This is a genomic window from Nocardia sp. bgisy134 (assembly GCF_965341865.1).
In the GTDB taxonomy this organism is placed as follows: domain Bacteria; phylum Actinomycetota; class Actinomycetes; order Mycobacteriales; family Mycobacteriaceae; genus Nocardia.
This window is the reverse complement of sequence record NZ_CBDQZP010000009.1, coordinates 15,666-32,216: the sequence shown is the minus strand read 5'-3', so window position 1 is coordinate 32,216 and position 16,551 is coordinate 15,666. Positions and strand designations below refer to the sequence as shown.

Genomic DNA, 16,551 nt, shown 5'->3' with positions numbered 1-16,551 from the left:
CGGTGACAGATCACCGGTCCCGCACCAGCGAGCTGGCCAGTTTCTCCGCCGAGCTGAAGTTCACTCTCGATCCCTTCCAGCGTGACGCCTGCCGTGCGCTCGAAGACGGCCACGGCGTGCTGGTGTGCGCGCCGACCGGCGCGGGCAAGACCGTGGTCGGCGAGTTCGCCGTCCACCTGGCGCTGGCCTCCGGCGGCAAATGCTTCTACACCACTCCGATCAAGGCGCTGTCGAACCAGAAGTTCGCCGATCTCACCGAGCGGTACGGGCGCGACAGAGTCGGCCTGCTGACCGGCGATCAGTCGATCAACCCCGACGCGCCCGTCGTGGTGATGACGACCGAGGTGCTGCGCAACATGCTCTACGCGTCCTCGGAGGCGCTGCGCGGGCTGTCGTACGTGGTGATGGACGAGGTGCACTACCTGGCCGACCGGTTCCGCGGCGCGGTGTGGGAGGAGGTCATCCTGCACCTGCCGTCGGACGTGCGGCTGGTCAGCCTGTCGGCCACGGTCAGCAACGCCGAGGAGTTCGGCGCTTGGATGGAGACCGTGCGCGGCGACACCACGGTGGTGGTCGACGAGACGCGCCCGGTGCCGCTGTGGCAGCACGTGATGGTCGGCAAGCGAATGTTCGACCTGTTCGACACCAAGTCCAGCGAGCAGAAGGTGCTCGTCGACGAGGACCTGGTGCGCTACATCCGGCACCGCGAGTCCGCGGACCGGATGAACAACTGGGGTGTGCCGCGCGGTCGCGGCGGCATGCGCCGCGACTTCCGTCCGCTGCCCCGCCCCGAAGTGCTGGCCCGTCTCGACGAGGAAGGGCTGCTGCCCGCGATCACCTTCATCTTCAGCCGCGCGGGATGCGACGGCGCGCTGGCTCAGTGCCTGCGGTCGCGACTGGACCTGAGCAGGGAGGGAGAAACCGCCGAGATCGACGCGATCATCGAGAAGCACACCGGTGATCTGCCGAAGTCCGATCTCGAGGTGCTCGGCTACTGGGAGTGGCGCGAGGCGCTGCACCGCGGTCTGGCCGCCCACCACGCCGGCATGCTGCCCGCTTTCCGGCACACCGTGGAAGACCTGTTCGTGCGCGGGCTGGTGCGGGCCGTCTTCGCCACCGAGACGCTGGCCCTCGGCATCAACATGCCCGCGCGCACCGTGGTGCTGGAACGACTGGTCAAGTTCAACGGCGAGACGCACGCCGAGCTCACCCCCGGCGAGTACACGCAGCTGACCGGCCGCGCGGGCCGGCGCGGCATCGATATCGAGGGCCACGCCGTGGTGCTGTGGCAGCCGGAGGTCGACACCAGCGCGGTGGCCGGCCTGGCCTCCACCCGCACCTATCCGCTGCGCAGCTCGTTCCGGCCCGGCTACAACATGTCGATCAACCTGATCGATCGGATGGGCGCCGCCGAATCGCGCGCCCTGCTGGAGCGCTCCTTCGCCCAGTTCCAGGCCGATCGCTCGGTTGTCGGGCTGGTGCGCGGCATCGAACGCAACGAGGGCCAGCTGCGCAAGCTGCGCGGCCAGCTCGGCGGCGCGGAAGGCGGCTTCCTGGAATACATTTCGCTGCGCGAGCGGATCAGGCAGCGGGAGCGTCAGCTGGCGCAGCAGAGTCGCACCGACCGGCGCGGCGCGGCGGTGAGCGCGTTGACGGCGCTGCGTCGCGGCGACGTGGTGGCCATTCCATCCGGCCGCCGCGCCGGGCTCGCGGTGATCCTGGAACCGGACACGACGCCCAACGATCCGCGCCCGCTCGTGCTGACCGCGGACAAGTGGGCGGGCCGGGTGTCGGTCGCCGACTTCCCGGTGCCCGCGGAACCGCTGGGTCACATGCGGCTGCCTCGTCGCGTCGACCACCGCACCGCTCGCGCCCGCAGCGACCTCGCGTCCGCGCTGCGCAGCACCGGCATCAGCGCGCCGGGCCGTCCGCGCCGCGGCAAGCGCGCCGAGGCCGCCGACGACCGCGAACTGGACACACTGCGCCGGAGCTTGCGCGCGCATCCCGCGCACACCCGGCCGGACCGCGAGCAGATGAGCCGGATCGGTGAGCGCTACAACCGGCTGCTTCGCGAGACCGAGAGCATGCGCCAGAAGGTTGCCGCCACGACCAACTCGCTGGCCCGCACTTTCGACCGCATCGTCGGGCTGCTGGAGGAACGCGGTTTCGTGCACGACGGCGAGGTCACCGCGGACGGGCGCAGGCTGGCCCGCATCTACGCCGAGAGCGACCTGTTGGTCGCCGAATGCCTGCGGCACGGCCTCTGGCGCGGTCTCGGCCCGGCCGAGCTGGCGGGTGTCGTGTCCGCGCTGGTCTACGAATCTCGCCAGGAGGGTGGCATTCTCGGCGCCTCGGGTCCCACCGCGCCGATCCGGCGCGCGGTCGCCTCGACCATCGGCGTGTGGAGCGAACTGCGCTCCGACGAAGCGCGGCACAAGCTGCCGCCGACCAGGGAGCCCGATCTCGGATTCGTCACCGGCGTCTACAAATGGGCGCGCGGCGACGGGTTGGCCGAGTCGTTGCTGGCCAGTGGCGACCAGGGCGCGCCGCTGTCCGCGGGCGATTTCGTCCGGTGGTGCAGGCAGGTGATCGACCTGCTCGATCAGATCCACGGCACGGCCGACGACCCGGAGATCGCGGGGACGGCGGCGAAGGCGGTCCGGGCCATCCGGCGGGGTGTCGTGGCGGTGGACGCCGCGTAGCGGATTCGATTGTGATTTGATTTCTTTCGCGTACCGACCGTGGCGGAGGAGTCGTGTTCTGCAACGACGAGTCGCCGGCGGGGGGCTACCGTGTGAGTAACTATGCGAGTGGAGGCAACCAGATGAGCGGCCCGTACGGACCGAACGACCCCGGGGAGGGACGCAACGATCCCACCCAGCAGTGGGGCGGACAGCAGGCGCCCGGCGGCGCCGGACCGACCCAGCACTGGGGTGGCCAGCAGACTCCGTCGCAGGCACAGCCCACCCAGCATTGGGGTGACCAGAACCAGCCCCAGCAGCAGTGGGGACAGACCCCCGGCCAGCCGCAGCCACAGTGGGGCCAGCCGCAGCAACCTCAACAGCCTCAACAGCCGCAGCAGCAGTGGGGACAGACGCCCGGTCAGCCGCAGCCGCAGTGGGGGCAGCAGCCGCAGCAGGATTGGGGCCAGCAACAGCAGCCGCAGCAGCAGTGGGGTCAGCAGCCCCAGCAGCAGTGGGGCCAGGGCCAGGGCCAGCAGCAGCCGCAGCAGCAGAGCGGCGGTGGTGGTGGCAAGAAGGGGCTGATCATCGGTCTGGCCGCGCTCGGCGTGCTGGTGATCGGCGCGGTGGTCGCCCTCGTGGTGGTGCTGACCTCCACGGACAAGCTGGACCAGGCCGCCGTCCAGGACGGCGTCAAGAAGGTGCTCACGGATTCCTACGGCATCCAGGACGTCACCGACGTCTCCTGCCCGTCGGGCCAGAAGGTCGAGGTGGACGCCACCTTCCAGTGCACCCTGAAGGTCAGCGGTGAGCAGAAGAAGGTCAACATCAAGATCACCAAGGACGACGGCACCTACGAGGTCGGTCGACCGAACTGAGCTCGGAGCCCAGACCGGGCGGCCCGTGCTGCGGCGCGGGCGTCCGGTGGGAGTAGGGAAGTAGCGGGCCCACGAACGGGTTCGGCGGTGCACCACGGTCGTGGTGTCGGCGTCGATGTTCGTGGGCTCGTCGCGTTTCGCCGACGAGCCCACTGCACGGATGCACGCGTGCGATTCCTGCGCAGCTGGTCGAGAACCCATGCCGTGCGAGTGGAGGCGAATCCGCCGGGTATCACTCGGATCGAGCCGCAGCGGCACGACGCGCGCGCACGCATGGTGTGCGAAATTGCACCTTGTGCAAAGGTGCGGCGCATGCCCTCGCGGGAGTGTTCGCGCCTCAGGACCGCGGTGCGGCCAGCGCGGCGGTGAGTCGGGTGACCGGGCTTTCCGCGTTGTAGGCCACCGCCAGCTCTCGCAAGCGGTCCGGGTCGGCGGGCGCCGTGGGCAGCGTGTCGGGGCGGGAGAGTTCGACCTCGGCGTCGCGCACTACGCGCACCACGGGGGCCGCGGCCTTCAGATACTCCTCGGCCGCGCGCAGTTTTCCGCGCACGCCCGGCGCCAGATCGGATTCTGGATCGTCCACCGCGGCCACCAGCGCGTCCAGCGAACCGAAGCGGGAAATGAGTGTCGCCGCGGACTTCTCGCCGATGCCCGCGACGCCGGGCAAGCCGTCGGAGGCATCACCGCGCAACGTCGCCAGGTCGGCATAGCCGGGTCCGGCGTTGCGCACCGGGACGCCGTACTTCGCCGACACCTCGGCGGGACCGAAGAGTTCGGCCTTGGCCAAACCGCGCCCCGCGTAGAGCACCCGCACGATGGGCGCGGGCTCGTCGCGGACCAGCTGCAACAGGTCGCGATCGCCGCTGACCACGATCACCTCGTCGGTGCGCTCCCGGCTCGCCAGCGTGCCGAGGACGTCGTCGGCCTCCAGGCCCTCCGCACCGGCGGTCGCGATCCCGGCGGCCGCGAGCACCTCGAGAATCATCTCGACCTGCGGCGTCAGCTTGTCGGGCACTTCCTCCGCGCCCTCCGCCGCGTCGGCCGAGGTGTCCAGGCGGTGCGCCTTGTAGGAGGGCACCAGGTCCACCCGGAAGCGCGGCCGCCAGTCCAGGTCCAGGCAGACGACCAGCCTGCTCGGCGCGTGCTTGGTGATCAGCGAGGCGACCATATCGGTGAAGCCGCGCAGCGCGTTCACCGAACGCCCGTCCGGTGCGGTGATCTTGTCCGGAATCGCGTAGAACGCGCGGAACCACAGGCTTGCTCCGTCGAGCAGCAGCAGCGGGCCGGAAGTCGCAGCAGAGGTCACGCGCTGAGGCTACCCGCAGGCTACGACAGGCCGTACCCGATCCGGCGCGGCATCCACCCGACACGGCACGGCGCTCGCCCGAGGGGTCGGCGCCGCCCGGTGTTCGGGTTCGCCGCGAGTCGATCACGGGTAACGTCGATGGGTATGAGTGGGCACACGGAGTCCAGATTCGCGGCGGATGTCTACGGAGACCGGCTCGAGCGGGCGGTGGAGGCGATGCGCACGGCGCACCTCGACGCCCTGCTCATCACCCCCGGCCCGGACTTGCGCTATCTGATCGGTTCGGCGGCCGAATCCTTCGAGCGGTTGACCTGCCTGGTGATTCCCGCCGACGGTGCGACGCCGTCGGTGATCATTCCCAAACTCGAACTGGCCTCGCTGTCCGCCTCGGCGGCGGGGGAACTCGGCCTGCAGGTGCTGGACTGGGTCGACGGCGTCGACCCGTACCAGGTGGTGAAGTCGACGCTGCACGTCGGTTCCCGTGTCGCGGTGGCCGACGCCATGCCGGCCCTGCACCTGCTGCCGCTGGCGGCCTCGTTCAGCGGCCTGCCGGTCTCGGCCACGCCGGTGCTGCGCGAGCTGCGCATGCTCAAGGACGCCGCCGAGATCGATGCGCTGCGCCGAGCGGGCGCGGCCATCGACCGGGTGCACGCGCGGATGGGCGAGTTCCTCCAGGCAGGACGCACCGAGGCCGAGGTCGGCGCCGATATCGCGGCGGCGATCGTGGCCGAAGGGCACACCGAGGCGGCGTTCGTGATCGTCGGCAGCGGCCCGCACGGCGCTGATCCGCACCACGGGGTGTCCGATCGGCGCATCGAGAACGGCGACGTGGTGGTGATCGATATCGGCGGACCCGTCGAGCCCGGCTACTACTCCGACTCCACCCGCACCTACGTCCTCGGCGAGCCCAGCCCCGACATCGCGGCCCGCTACGCCGAACTCGAACGCGCCCAGGCCGCGGCCGTCGCCGCGGTCCGGCCCGGCGTCACCGCCGCCTCGGTGGACGCGGCCGCCCGGAATCCGTTGACGGAGGCCGGTTTCGGCGAGAAGTTCGTGCACCGGACCGGTCACGGCATCGGCCTGTCCGTGCACGAGGAGCCCTACATCGTCGCGGGCAACGACCTGGTTCTGCAGCCGGGCATGGCGTTCAGTGTCGAACCGGGCATCTACTTCGGCGGTGAGTGGGGCGCTCGCATCGAGGACATCGTCGTGGTCACGCCCGAGGGCTGCGAATCCATGAACGCGCGCCCGCACGGCCTGACCGTGCTGTGACGTCCGGAATGTGCAGTCAGCGCAACGTGCTCGACGACAGGACGCGGCGTACCTCGATCGCGATCACCACCCGGGTCGGGTTCTCGCGCGGTACCCGGTAGCGACCCGCGTACCGCTCGACGGCGTCGGCGACGCTGTCCGGGTCGTCGAGCACCGTCGCGGGTCCCTCCAGGGTCAGCCACCGGATGCCGTCGACCTGGCTCACCGCCGCGTATCCCGAGCGGCGCACGTTGCGCACTTTCACCGAACCGTCGTTGGTGATGATTCGCGCGATCCCGGCGTCGGCGTCCCAGGTGAATCCCACGGCGACAACGTGCGGCGTGCCATCGGCGCGCAGCGTGGTCAGGGTCGCGAGATGGCGTTCGGCGACGAACTCGAGTGCGGCGGGGGAGAGCTGTGCGGTGGTGGTCGGCATCCCTCGACGGTAGCCGTTGCGTCCCGCGGTGGCCGCCACGGCGCGGGTGTTCGGCCGGCCGCGAGGGGATCGAGGGGTGCGCAACCCGGGATGACAGACTGAGCGCATGGGAATGCGAGGGATCGCCGAGGGCTCGGTACTGGTACTCGGCGGACGCAGCGAAATGGGTCTGGAGATCGCCCGGCGTCTTGCCCCCGGCCGGACGGTGATCCTCGCGGCGCGGCGCAGCCACGACTTGGCGAGGCCGATCGCGGCCGTCGAACAGGCCGGTGCGAGCGCGGTGCACCCGGTGGAGTTCGACGCCGACGATACGGGCAGCCACCCGGCGCTGCTGGAGAAGATCGCCGCCGAACACGGGCCCATCGGCGTCGCCGTGCTGGCCTTCGGCATCCTGGGCGACCAAGCCCGCGCCGAGCGGGAACCCGGGCACGCGCTCGCCGTCGTGCACACCGATTACCTGGCCCAAGTCAGCGTGCTCACCACCCTCGCGAATCTCCTTCGCGCGCAAGGGCACGGCCAGCTCGTCGTCTTCAGCTCCATCGCGGGCGCGCGGGTGCGCCGGGCCAACTACGTCTACGGCTCGGCCAAGGCCGGTCTGGACGGTTTCGCCTGCGGTGTCGCCGACGCGCTGCACGGCAGCGGCGTCCATCTGCTGCTGGTGCGCCCCGGGTTCGTCATCGGCGCGATGACCGAGGGCATGGACCCCGCGCCGCTGTCCAGCACGCCTGGTCAGGTAGCCGATGCCGTGGTCCGCGGGTTGCGCCGCCGCGCGGGCAGGATCTGGGTGCCCCGCGCTCTCGGCCCGGCCGTCGTCGTCGCGCGCCTGGTTCCGCAATTCCTCTGGCGCCGGATGCCTCGATGACCTGGCACGGCCCCGCGATCGCGGTGGTCGGGATCGGGGCCGACGGGTGGGACGGTCTCGGCGCCGCAGCACGCGACGCCGTGGCCGCGGCCGAGATTCTCTTCGGGTCCGCGCGTCAGTTGGCGCTCGTGCCAACGGATCTCGGCGGACAGCGCCGCGCGTGGCCGTCGCCTCTGCTGCCCGCGCTGCCCGGATTGTTCGCCGAGCACGGCGCGCGGCGGATCTGCGTGCTCGCCAGCGGGGACCCGATGTTCTACGGCATCGGCGTCACGCTGGCGCGGTTGTTCGGACCCGCTTCGCTGCGCGTACTGCCGCAGCCGTCCTCGGCGTCGCTGGCGTGCGCGCGGCTCGGCTGGGCGCTCGCGGAGACGCCGGTCGTCAGCGCGGTGGGCCGTCCCGTCGCGACGGTGCTGCCCGACCTGGCCGACGGGCGGCGGCTGCTGGTGCTCAGCAGCGACGAACACACCCCGGCGCGCCTCGCGGAACTGCTGCGGGACAACGGATTCGGCCCGTCGACCCTCACGGTGCTGGAGCAGCTCGGCGGTCCCGCGGAACGCGTGCGATCCGGCGCCGCGGCGTCCTGGGATCTCGAGACGGGCGATCCGCTCAACATCGTCGCCGTCGACTGCGCCGCCGATGCGGAGCACGTCCGCCGCACCCGCGTGCCCGGTCTGCCCGACGCCGTCTACGGCGGTGACGGGCAGCTCACCAAGGCCGAGGTGCGGACGTTGACCCTGTCCGCGCTGGCTCCCGCACCGGGCGAACTGCTGTGGGACGTCGGCGGCGGCTCGGGCAGCATCGCCATCGAGTGGTGCCGCACACACCCCGCCTGCCGGGCGGTGACCTTCGAGCGGCTCGAGCGGCGCAGGCAGCAGATCACCGCCAACGCCACCGCGCTGGGCGTCCCGCACGTCGAGGTGCGCGGCGAGGTGCTCGCCGAACTGGCCGCGGAGCACGAAATGTCCGCGCCGGATGCGATTTTCGTTGGCGGCGGCGTGACTCAGGCTGGCCTGCTCGAGACATGCCTTGCCCATCTGCGCCATGGCGGCAGGCTGGTCGCGAACGCCGTCACCGCGGAATCGGAATCGTTGCTGGTCACGATGGCCGCCGAGTGGGGCGGTGAGCTGCGGAAGTTCCAGATCTATCGCGCCGAACCGCTGGGCGGCTTCACCGCGTGGCGTCCCCAGCTGCCGGTGGCCCAGTGGTCGATCGTCAAATCAGCCTAGGGGTTCACCCTGAAATCTGCACTGCGAGGGTGAAACACGCGTGTGTCGCCAGGTAGGGTCGGTCGCGACATCCGCCCGTTATCGGACAACCGATTCCTGATGGGGAGATATATGAAGTACAAGAAATTCGCCGCCACCGCTCTGCTGGCCGTCGCCGCCACTGGTGTCACCGCGGGCACCACCTACGCCGCCCCCGCCGACGCGCCTGCCGTGCAGGAGCAGGCCGCGCTGTCGGCGCAGGGCGTCGACCAGGGCGTCGGCTACACCGCGGCGCTCGCCGACGCGGGCAAGTCCATCGTCACCACGGTGACCGGCGGCGCGTTCTCCTTGGACGCGGACGGCAAGGCCGTCACGCTGAAGAACGACGCGGGCGAGGTCGTCACCTCGATCCCGCTCGCCGCGCGCGAGGCCAGCAACGGCGCCGCGGTGGAGATCGCCGCCGCGCTCGACGCCACCGGCCAGACCCTCACGCTGACCCCGAAGGCCGACGTGGTCGCCGTCCAGGACGTCAGCGCGCAGGAGTGGTTCTTCGCCGAGTTGCAGCGCGCCTCGCTCGGCGCTGCCGTCGGCGCCGTGATCGGCGGTCTGATCGGCCTGCTCGGTCTGGTCGTCGGCGTCATCCCCGGCGCCATCATCGGCGGCGTGATCGGTCTGCTGGTCGCGGGCGGCCCGTCGCTGCTGAACGCGGGCATGGCCTACTTCAGCGGTCAGCCCTGAGAACTCTGATTCTGGGCGGCACCGGCGAAGCCCGGCAGCTGGCCCACATCGCTTCCGGCGAGCGAGGATTCGACATCGTCTCCTCGCTCGCCGGTCGTGTTCGCGACCCGCTGCTGCCGGAGGGCGAGGTCAGGATCGGCGGCTTCGGCGGCGTCGCGGGGCTGCGGGAGTGGTTGGTGGCCAACGGGATCGAGAGCATTGTCGATGCCACCCATCCCTTCGCCGCCACCATCACCGCGAACGCGGCCGCCGCCGCGCGGGACGCGGGCGTGCCGCTGGTTCACCTGCGGCGGCCCGGCTGGTCCGAAGTTCCGGGTGACCGATGGATTCGCGTGCCCGATCCGGCCGCCGCGGCCCGCGCGCTTCCGGAGTTGGGTGAGCGCGTGTTTCTCACCATCGGCAGGCAGGGCGTCGGCGCGTTCGCCGGTCTCACCCGGCAGTGGTTCCTCATCCGCGCCATCGATCCGCCCGAGACCGAGCTGCCGCCGCGGCACGAAGTGCTGCTGGCCCGAGGGCCTTTCACGGTCGACGAGGAGTCCCGGCTGCTGGCGAGCCGTCGCATCGACGTGCTCGTGACCAAGGACAGCGGCGGCGATCGCACCGAGGCCAAGCTGACAGCGGCCCGCGCGGCGCACCTTCCGGTGGTCGTGATCGATCGGCCGCCACTGCCCGCGGGCGCCGAGGTCGTCGACACGGTGGCCGAAGCCTGGGAATGGTTGCGGGCCAGGGCATCCGGCGCGCGGTGATCAGCGCCCGAGCAGCCCGGGCAGCCGGTCGAACCAGGCGAGCACCGCGCGCTCGTAGCCGATGCCGAACTCGAGGGTGGCCCGCTGGTGCGGCCGCCGGGGGGCGCCCTCTTCCTTCAAGTAGTGGTCGAGGCGGCGCTGGTGCACCTCGCGATTGGCCGCGATGATCCGGTCGAGATGCTCGGCGTCCAGGTGGTCCCCGAAGGACATGGTGAGCAGCAGCGGCACCCGGATGGTCTCCGCGCCGGGATCGCGGGTGACCCATTCGAGAAACGCCTCCCGGCCCGCGTCGGTGATCCGGTAGGGAGTGCGTTCCCGCGCGCCGGTCTCGCCCTTCACCACCAGTCCCGCCGCGTCCATGGCCGCGAGCTCGCGATACACCTGGCTCTGTGTGATGGTCCAGAAATCGCCGATCCGGTCCTGCGCGAGCGTCACCAGGTCCCAGCCGGACATCGGCCCCTCGTGCAGAAAGCCCAGCAGCGACGCGGCCGTCGAATTCAACGGTTTGCGCCGGATCGTGGCCATTGGTCGCTCCCTTCTCGACATTCCATAGTGGAATGTTAGCGGAACGATCCCGCTGCCGGTTGTCGTGTCGTCATTCGCCCGGTCGGGCGGCGCCCGGTCCGGGTATGCGTCGGAGCAGGTGGTCGAGCAGGTCGGTCGCCGTCTCGTTGGTGTGAACCCCGGCCGCCATAGTCTGCGTGAGCGCGGCGGCGGCGAGCACGATCAGGGTGGCGTCGCGCTCGGCGTCGGCCGAATCGGCCGCCCGGCGGAGCTGATCGGCGACCGCGGTGACCAGCCATCGCGTGCCGCCGAGGGTTTCGTCCATCGACAGTCCGGACCCGGCGAGACTGGCGGCCTGGAAGGCGCCGAGCACGACGGTGTCCTGTCGCCGCGCCTCGTTCATCGGGAGCAACTCCTCGAGCATCGCGTAGATGACATCGCGCGGTTCGGCCGCCTCGCCGAGTGCGGCGAACCGCTGGGCGAAGCGGACGCTCGCGTCCGCGCTCACCGCGAGGTGGGTGGCGCGCAGGAAGTCCTTCTTGGTGCCGAAGTAGTACTGCACCAAGCGGACCGAGATTCCGGCTTCCGCGGCCACCGACTGGAAGGTGGCGGACTCCAGTCCGCCGCGCGCGATGACGCGCCGCGCCGCGTCGGTGATCTCCCGCCTGCGCTGCTCGTGATCCACCAGCCGCGGCACCGCGGTCTCCTTTCGTCCCGTCGAAGAGGCTTATGGTACGCGGCGATCACGAGTGCTGGTATGCGCATACCAGATAGGGCTCACCCGCTGGTCACGGCCGGTGGTAGCGCCGCGAGGTGTAGACGCGGGTTCCGTGCGCGGTGTCGACCACGGCGGTGGTGGACGCGCCGATGATCAGCAGGGTGCGCATGTCCACGTCGGCCGGATCGAGATCGATGAGCGAGACGACCCGCACCGACTCGGTGGGCCCTCCGACATCGCGGCCGAGCACCACCGGAGTGTCGGGCTTGCGGTGCTCCAGCAGCAGATCGCGCATCGCGCCGACCTGCCAGGTGCGATGCGAGGACGCCGGATTGTACACCGCGATCGCCATATCGGCCGAGGCGACCGCCGAAAGGCGTTGCGCGACAACCTCCCACGGCTTGAGCCGGTCGGAGAGCGAGATCATCGCGTAGTCGTGTCCGAGCGGCGCACCGACCCGGCTGGCCACGGCATTGGCCGCGGTGAGGCCGGGCAGCACCCGCACCGGCACGTCCTGCCACTGCGGATCGGCGGATTCCTCGAGCACCGCGGCCGCCATCGCGAACACGCCCGGATCGCCGGAGGAGACCACCGCGACTTTGGCGCCGCGCTTGGCCAGATCCAAAGCCATGGCGGCGCGTTCGGATTCCACGCGGTTGTCGCTGGCGTGCCTGCGCTGGCCGGGACGGTGTGGAACGCGGTCGATGTAAGTGGTGTAGCCGACCAGATCGGTGGCGGCGGCCAGCGCCTCGCGCACCTCCGGCGTCGTCCAGTCCGCCGCGCCGGGTCCGAGGCCGACGACGACGACCTCGCCGGGCGAATTCGCTTCCGCGGGAACAGTCGTGGAGTTCGCGTCCTTTTCTTCCTTCGCCGCGGCGATTCGCGGCAGCGGCGTGGTCGGTCGCGGGCCGGGCACCAGCGTGATCGAGAAGTACGGCACGTCGGCGTCGTTCACCTCGGCGGCGGTGCGCACTTGCTCGCGGTCGGTGCTCGCCCGCTCCACGTAGTAGGCGTCGTCGAGCCGTCCCGCGTCCGAGAGTGCCTGCCGCACACCCGGATACGTCCGGCCGAGCTTCATGATGGCGGCGGCGTCGGTGTCGCGCAGGCGGCGGGTGAGCTCCTCGGTCGGCATGGTGCCGGGGAGCACGGTCAGCACCTGTTCGCCCTCCACCAGCGGGGTGCCGAGCGCCGCCGAGGCCGCGCTCACGGAGGTGATGCCGGGAATGATCTCGGCGTCGAAGCGGTCGGCCAGCCTGCGGTGCATGTGCATGTAGGAGCTGTAGAACAGCGGATCACCGGCCGCGAGCAGGGCGACCGACCGGCCCGCCGCCAGGTGCGCGGCCAGCCGTTCGGCGGCCTGTTCGTAGAACTCGTCGATCGCGCCCTGGTAACCGCCGGGATGGTCGGTGGTCTCCGTCGTCACCGGGTAGACGAGGTGTTCCTCGAGCTGGCCGGGCCGCATGTAGGGCGCGGCGATGCCGCGGGAGATGCTGCGGCCGTGCCGCGCGGAGTGGAAGGCGATCACGTCGGCGGCCGCGATGACGCGCGCCGCCTTGACCGTCACCAGCTCGGGGTCGCCCGGCCCGAGCCCGACGCCCCACAGTTTGCCCGCTGTACTCATTCCGCCTCGCTCGCAATCGCATTCAGTGCCGACGCGGTGATGGCGCTGCCGCCGCGTCTGCCGCGCACCGTCAGGTATTCGACGCCGCCGTAGGCCGCCAGCGCGTCCTTGGACTCGGCGGCGCCGACGAAACCGACCGGAATGCCGAGGATCGCGGCCGGGCGCGGGGCGCCCGCGTCGAGCATGTCCAGCAGGTGGAAGAGCGCGGTCGGCGCGTTGCCGATGGCGACCACCGCGCCGTCCAGCCGGTCGCGCCACAGCTCGAGCGCCGCGGCCGAGCGGGTATTGCCCAGTGCCGCGGCCAGTTCCGGCACGCGGGGGTCGGCGAGGGTGCAGATCACCTCGTTGTCGGCGGGCAGTCTTTTGCGCGTCACGCCGGAGGCGACCATGGTGGCGTCGCAGAGGATCGGCGCGCCCGCGTGCAGCGCCGCCCGTGCGGCCGCGACGACGCTGGGGGAGAAGGCGATGTCCTCGGTCAGGTCCACCTGGCCGCAGCCGTGGATCATGCGGACGACCACCCGCGCCACGTCCGCCGGGAACGCGCTCAGGTCCGCTTCCGCGCGGATCGTCGCGAACGACTGCCGATAGATCTCGGCCCCGTCGGTGAGGTAGCTGGTGCGCACGTCGGACATGGGCACCACCCTAATGGGGCGTCCGAACCGACCTCGCCGACAGCCCGCGCAGGGCGGCGGAGCCACGCCTGGGCGAGCGCGCCCGCCGGTCGCGGGTCAGGTGCGCGGCCGTTCGAGGATGCGGGACATGACGATCGCGCTGCGGGTGCGCCCGACGCGCGCGTTCTCCCTGATGCGTTCCACGGTCGACTCGATCTCGGCCATGTCGGTGGCCATCACGTGCACCAGCGCGTCGGCCTCGCCCGCGATCGTCCAGACGCCCACCACCTGCGGAATCGGCTCCAGGGTGCGGCGCAGCTCGGCCGGGGTGATGTTGTCGCGGTAGTACACCTCGACGTAGGCCTCGGTGGTCCAGCCCAGCGCCGCCGGGTTCACCAGCGCCGTGAAGCCGGTGATCTGTCCGCTGGCGACCATGCGGTCCACCCGGCGCTTGACCGCGGGCGCGGAGAGGCCGACCGCGGAGCCGATCTCTTGGAAGGACGCGCGGGCCGAGCGCAACAGATGGCCGAGGATTCGGCGGTCGGTATCGTCCACGTCACATCATCCTCCGCTCGGCGCAATGATCCGCCGTATGTACGGCGATCTGCGCAACGATTCGGCGTTCCTGACGCAATGGTAGGCCGTTTACCTTCGGATCAGCCGAATCCGCGCCTGACTCCGGGAGCCACGATGACCTCAGTAGCTACCCTCCAGACCACCGAGCCGACCCCCGCGCGCCGACCCGCGCCGCGCCGGTTCGTGATGTGTCGCCCCGACCATTTCGACGTCCGGTACGCGATCAACCCGTGGATGGATCCGAACGCTCCGGTGAACCGCGCACTCGCGCTCGCCCAGTGGGACACCTTGCGCGAGACCTTCGAGCGCCACGGGCACCGGGTCGACGTGGTCCCCGGCGAACCCGGGCTCCCCGACATGGTGTTCGCCGCCAACAGCGGCCTCGCCGTCGGCGACCGGATCATGTCGGCGCGCTTCACCCACGTCGAACGCGCCGCCGAGGGACCCGCCTTTCACCGCTGGTTCACCGGACGCGGCGGCGTCCAGGTCGTGGCGGCGGCGGAATTCAACGAGGGCGAAGGCGATTTCGCCTTGATCGGCGGACGCTTCCTGGCGGGCACCGGCTTCCGCAGTTCCGCGGCGGCCCACCGCGAGGTCGAGTTGCACTTCGAAATCCCGGTGATCTCACTGGAATTGGTGGACCCGCGGTTCTACCACCTGGACACGGTCCTGATGGTCCTCGACGACGCCACCATCGCCTACTACCCGCCCGCCTTCGACGAAACCAGCCGCACCGTCCTCGCTGGCCTGTTCCCCGACGCCATCGAGGCGACCGACGCGGACGCGGCGGCCCTCGGGCTGAACGGCGTCTCCGACGGCTACCACGTCTTCCTGAGTCCGCAGGCCACCGACCTCGCCACCGCCCTCCGCGCCCGCGGCTACCTCCCGGTCCCGGTGGACGTCTCGGAGCTGTTGAAGGCGGGCGGCGGGATCAAATGCTGCACCTTGGAGTTGCATTGACCCCGAGTGGCTGGAGCCGAAATCGCGTGCGGCACAGCCATTGCATCAGGACCTCCGACTCGGCGTCACGATCGCGTGCGGCATCGCCGATTCCGGATTCGGCGGAAGTCCAACCCGGCGACCACGGCCGCACGCCGGAATGGGCTCGGCGCCACCGCAGACGCGGCTGGTTCCGGGCAGGGGGTGCGATCAGTCGACGCGGTAGCCGTCGTGAGTTGTCGCCGCGGCGGTGAGGTCGCCGTGTGGTCGGTAGCCGTGTGACTCAGTCGACCCGATAGCCGTCGGGAGTCGCCACCACGTCGGTGACCTCGCCGCGCGGGCGTCCGCAGCGGCGGTCGCAGCCGGACCAGTGCTGGCGGCCCGCGACCCTGACCTCTTCGGCGGGGACGGCCTGCTCGTGCGCGGTGTCGGTCGACGCGCCCTCGGCAAGCACGCGGCCGGATTCGACGGCGGCGGTGACATCGGCGCGCACGTCCGTGAGCGACTTCGCGCAGCCGGGCTGTCCGGCGCAGGCGCTGACGTGCAGCCAGGGGGAGGCGGCGTCGAAGATCAAGCCCATCGGGGCCAGGACGCGCACCACCTGTTCGGCGGCCCACTCGTCGAGGTCGGCGATGACCAGGCTGCGCCACGGCGTGACGATCACCGGACGTTCGATGGCCGCGACGAATTCGGCGACGCGGGCGTCGAGCGCGCCGAGCCGCACGCCCGCGCCGAGCGCGACCAAGCCGTCGTCCTGGTTCAGCCAGCCGATCGGAACATCCTGGACGGGGAGGATTTCCACGCGCTCCGCACCGGGAGCCAGACCGAGCGACTCGACGATTCGGGCCGGGCCGTCCGCGATCTCGTGTAGCCGCCACTGCCCCGAGCTCACCTCGAGGAAACTCGCCGACGCGGCCAGCACGATATCGACGGCCTCTGATCCGGCGACACGGACGCGGGTGTCGGCCCCAGCCAGCAGCAGTGCGAACTCGTCGGGACCGACCGCGTGGACGCCGATGTCGCCATCCAGTGCGCTGACGTCGCCGCGTCCGTCGTCGAGCGTGAACAGGACCCGCCCCGGCAGTTCCGCCAACCGGGCCTCCGCGCACAGCCGGGCGTCGAGCGCGCCGACCAGCCCGCGCACGTCCGCGAGTCCGCCGACCCGCCCGGACAGCGGCGAGGCCACGATGTTGCGCACCCGCTCGTGTGTCCGGCTCGGCAGCAGTCCGGCGGCGGTCGCGCGCGCGGTCAGCTCCGCGGCGTCGCGCACCTGCCGCAGCTGGAGATTGCCGCGAGAGGTGAGTTCGATCGCGCCGTCGCCGAGTTCGCTCGCCGCGGCGGCCAAGGCCAGCACCTGCTCCGGCGTGAGGCGTCCGCCGGGCACCCTGATGCGCGCGAGCGGTCCGTCGGCGGCCTGATGGAGCCGGAGCACGCCGGGGCAGGAATCGGGGGCGGTTCTGGTCATAGCTCCTTCAGCCT

16 protein-coding genes are annotated in these 16,551 nt (G+C 71.1%); 8 read left to right on the top strand and 8 right to left on the bottom strand.

Annotated elements, in window-relative coordinates; genetic code table 11:
• Positions 1-2 precede the first annotated feature (2 nt).
• Positions 3-2,702 (top strand): DEAD/DEAH box helicase, encoded by a 2,700-nt coding sequence (locus tag ACRWNM_RS17220; protein ID WP_431968619.1) that lies wholly within the window; start codon positions 3-5, stop codon positions 2,700-2,702.
• A gap of 122 nt (positions 2,703-2,824) precedes the next feature.
• A complete protein-coding gene (locus ACRWNM_RS17215) occupies positions 2,825-3,559 on the top strand; it encodes a DUF4333 domain-containing protein (protein WP_431968617.1) in 735 nt (244 codons plus the stop codon).
• A gap of 337 nt (positions 3,560-3,896) precedes the next feature.
• Here the strand turns inward: ACRWNM_RS17215 and ACRWNM_RS17210 are convergent, their stop codons facing one another.
• Complete coding sequence (locus tag ACRWNM_RS17210; protein ID WP_431968615.1) at positions 3,897-4,865, bottom strand: 5'-3' exonuclease; 969 nt, start codon at positions 4,863-4,865, stop codon at positions 3,897-3,899.
• A 144-nt stretch (positions 4,866-5,009) separates the two neighbouring features.
• On the opposite strand from ACRWNM_RS17210, the gene ACRWNM_RS17205 reads away from it, so the two are divergent.
• A complete protein-coding gene (locus ACRWNM_RS17205) occupies positions 5,010-6,137 on the top strand; it encodes a M24 family metallopeptidase (RefSeq protein ID WP_431968613.1) in 1,128 nt (375 codons plus the stop codon).
• A 16-nt stretch (positions 6,138-6,153) separates the two neighbouring features.
• Here the strand turns inward: ACRWNM_RS17205 and ACRWNM_RS17200 are convergent, their stop codons facing one another.
• A complete protein-coding gene (locus ACRWNM_RS17200) occupies positions 6,154-6,552 on the bottom strand; it encodes a PPOX class F420-dependent oxidoreductase (RefSeq protein ID WP_068066365.1) in 399 nt (132 codons plus the stop codon).
• A 106-nt stretch (positions 6,553-6,658) separates the two neighbouring features.
• Here ACRWNM_RS17200 and ACRWNM_RS17195 point away from each other — a divergent pair, with 106 nt between their 5' ends.
• From ACRWNM_RS17195 to ACRWNM_RS17180, 4 genes are all read left to right on the top strand, one after another.
• Positions 6,659-7,414 carry an SDR family NAD(P)-dependent oxidoreductase gene (locus ACRWNM_RS17195; RefSeq protein ID WP_431968610.1) on the top strand — a complete coding sequence of 252 codons (756 nt, stop codon included), beginning with the start codon at positions 6,659-6,661 and terminating at the stop codon, positions 7,412-7,414.
• On the top strand, positions 7,411-8,640 hold the full coding sequence (cbiE, locus tag ACRWNM_RS17190; protein WP_431968608.1) for a precorrin-6y C5,15-methyltransferase (decarboxylating) subunit CbiE: 1,230 nt from the start codon (positions 7,411-7,413) through the stop codon (positions 8,638-8,640). The genes ACRWNM_RS17195 and cbiE overlap by 4 nt, the downstream gene beginning before the upstream one ends.
• Before the next feature lie 111 nt (positions 8,641-8,751).
• The gene (locus ACRWNM_RS17185) at positions 8,752-9,357 is read left to right on the top strand and encodes a hypothetical protein (protein ID WP_431968606.1); all 606 of its coding nucleotides are present in this window, start codon (positions 8,752-8,754) and stop codon (positions 9,355-9,357) included.
• On the top strand, positions 9,354-10,103 hold the full coding sequence (locus ACRWNM_RS17180) for a cobalt-precorrin-6A reductase (RefSeq protein WP_431969089.1): 750 nt from the start codon (positions 9,354-9,356) through the stop codon (positions 10,101-10,103). The genes ACRWNM_RS17185 and ACRWNM_RS17180 overlap by 4 nt, the downstream gene beginning before the upstream one ends.
• Here the strand turns inward: ACRWNM_RS17180 and ACRWNM_RS17175 are convergent, their stop codons facing one another.
• The 5 genes from ACRWNM_RS17175 to ACRWNM_RS17155 all read right to left on the bottom strand — a co-directional run bounded on the left by ACRWNM_RS17175 (position 10,104) and on the right by ACRWNM_RS17155 (position 14,112).
• A complete protein-coding gene (locus ACRWNM_RS17175; protein ID WP_431968604.1) occupies positions 10,104-10,628 on the bottom strand; it encodes a PadR family transcriptional regulator in 525 nt (174 codons plus the stop codon).
• 70 nt (positions 10,629-10,698) lie between these two features.
• Complete coding sequence (locus ACRWNM_RS17170; RefSeq protein WP_431968602.1) at positions 10,699-11,304, bottom strand: TetR/AcrR family transcriptional regulator; 606 nt, start codon at positions 11,302-11,304, stop codon at positions 10,699-10,701.
• Positions 11,305-11,395: 91 nt separating this feature from the next.
• Entirely contained in the window at positions 11,396-12,946 is a 1,551-nt protein-coding gene (gene cobJ / locus ACRWNM_RS17165) for a precorrin-3B C(17)-methyltransferase (protein WP_431968600.1), read from the bottom strand.
• Positions 12,943-13,578: a precorrin-8X methylmutase gene (locus tag ACRWNM_RS17160; protein WP_431968599.1), complete on the bottom strand. Its 636-nt coding sequence runs from the start codon at positions 13,576-13,578 to the stop codon at positions 12,943-12,945. Before ACRWNM_RS17160 ends, cobJ begins: the two co-directional genes overlap by 4 nt.
• Positions 13,579-13,674: 96 nt before the next feature.
• Positions 13,675-14,112, bottom strand: coding sequence for an Lrp/AsnC family transcriptional regulator (locus ACRWNM_RS17155; RefSeq protein ID WP_431968597.1), 438 nt, complete (start codon positions 14,110-14,112; stop codon positions 13,675-13,677).
• A gap of 135 nt (positions 14,113-14,247) precedes the next feature.
• On the opposite strand from ACRWNM_RS17155, the gene ddaH reads away from it, so the two are divergent.
• Positions 14,248-15,093 (top strand): dimethylargininase, encoded by an 846-nt coding sequence (ddaH, locus tag ACRWNM_RS17150; protein ID WP_431968595.1) that lies wholly within the window; start codon positions 14,248-14,250, stop codon positions 15,091-15,093.
• A 262-nt stretch (positions 15,094-15,355) separates the two neighbouring features.
• On the opposite strand, the gene cobG is transcribed toward ddaH, so the two are convergent.
• Positions 15,356-16,537: a precorrin-3B synthase gene (gene cobG, locus ACRWNM_RS17145; protein ID WP_431968593.1), complete on the bottom strand. Its 1,182-nt coding sequence runs from the start codon at positions 16,535-16,537 to the stop codon at positions 15,356-15,358.
• Positions 16,538-16,551: the final 14 nt, after the last annotated feature.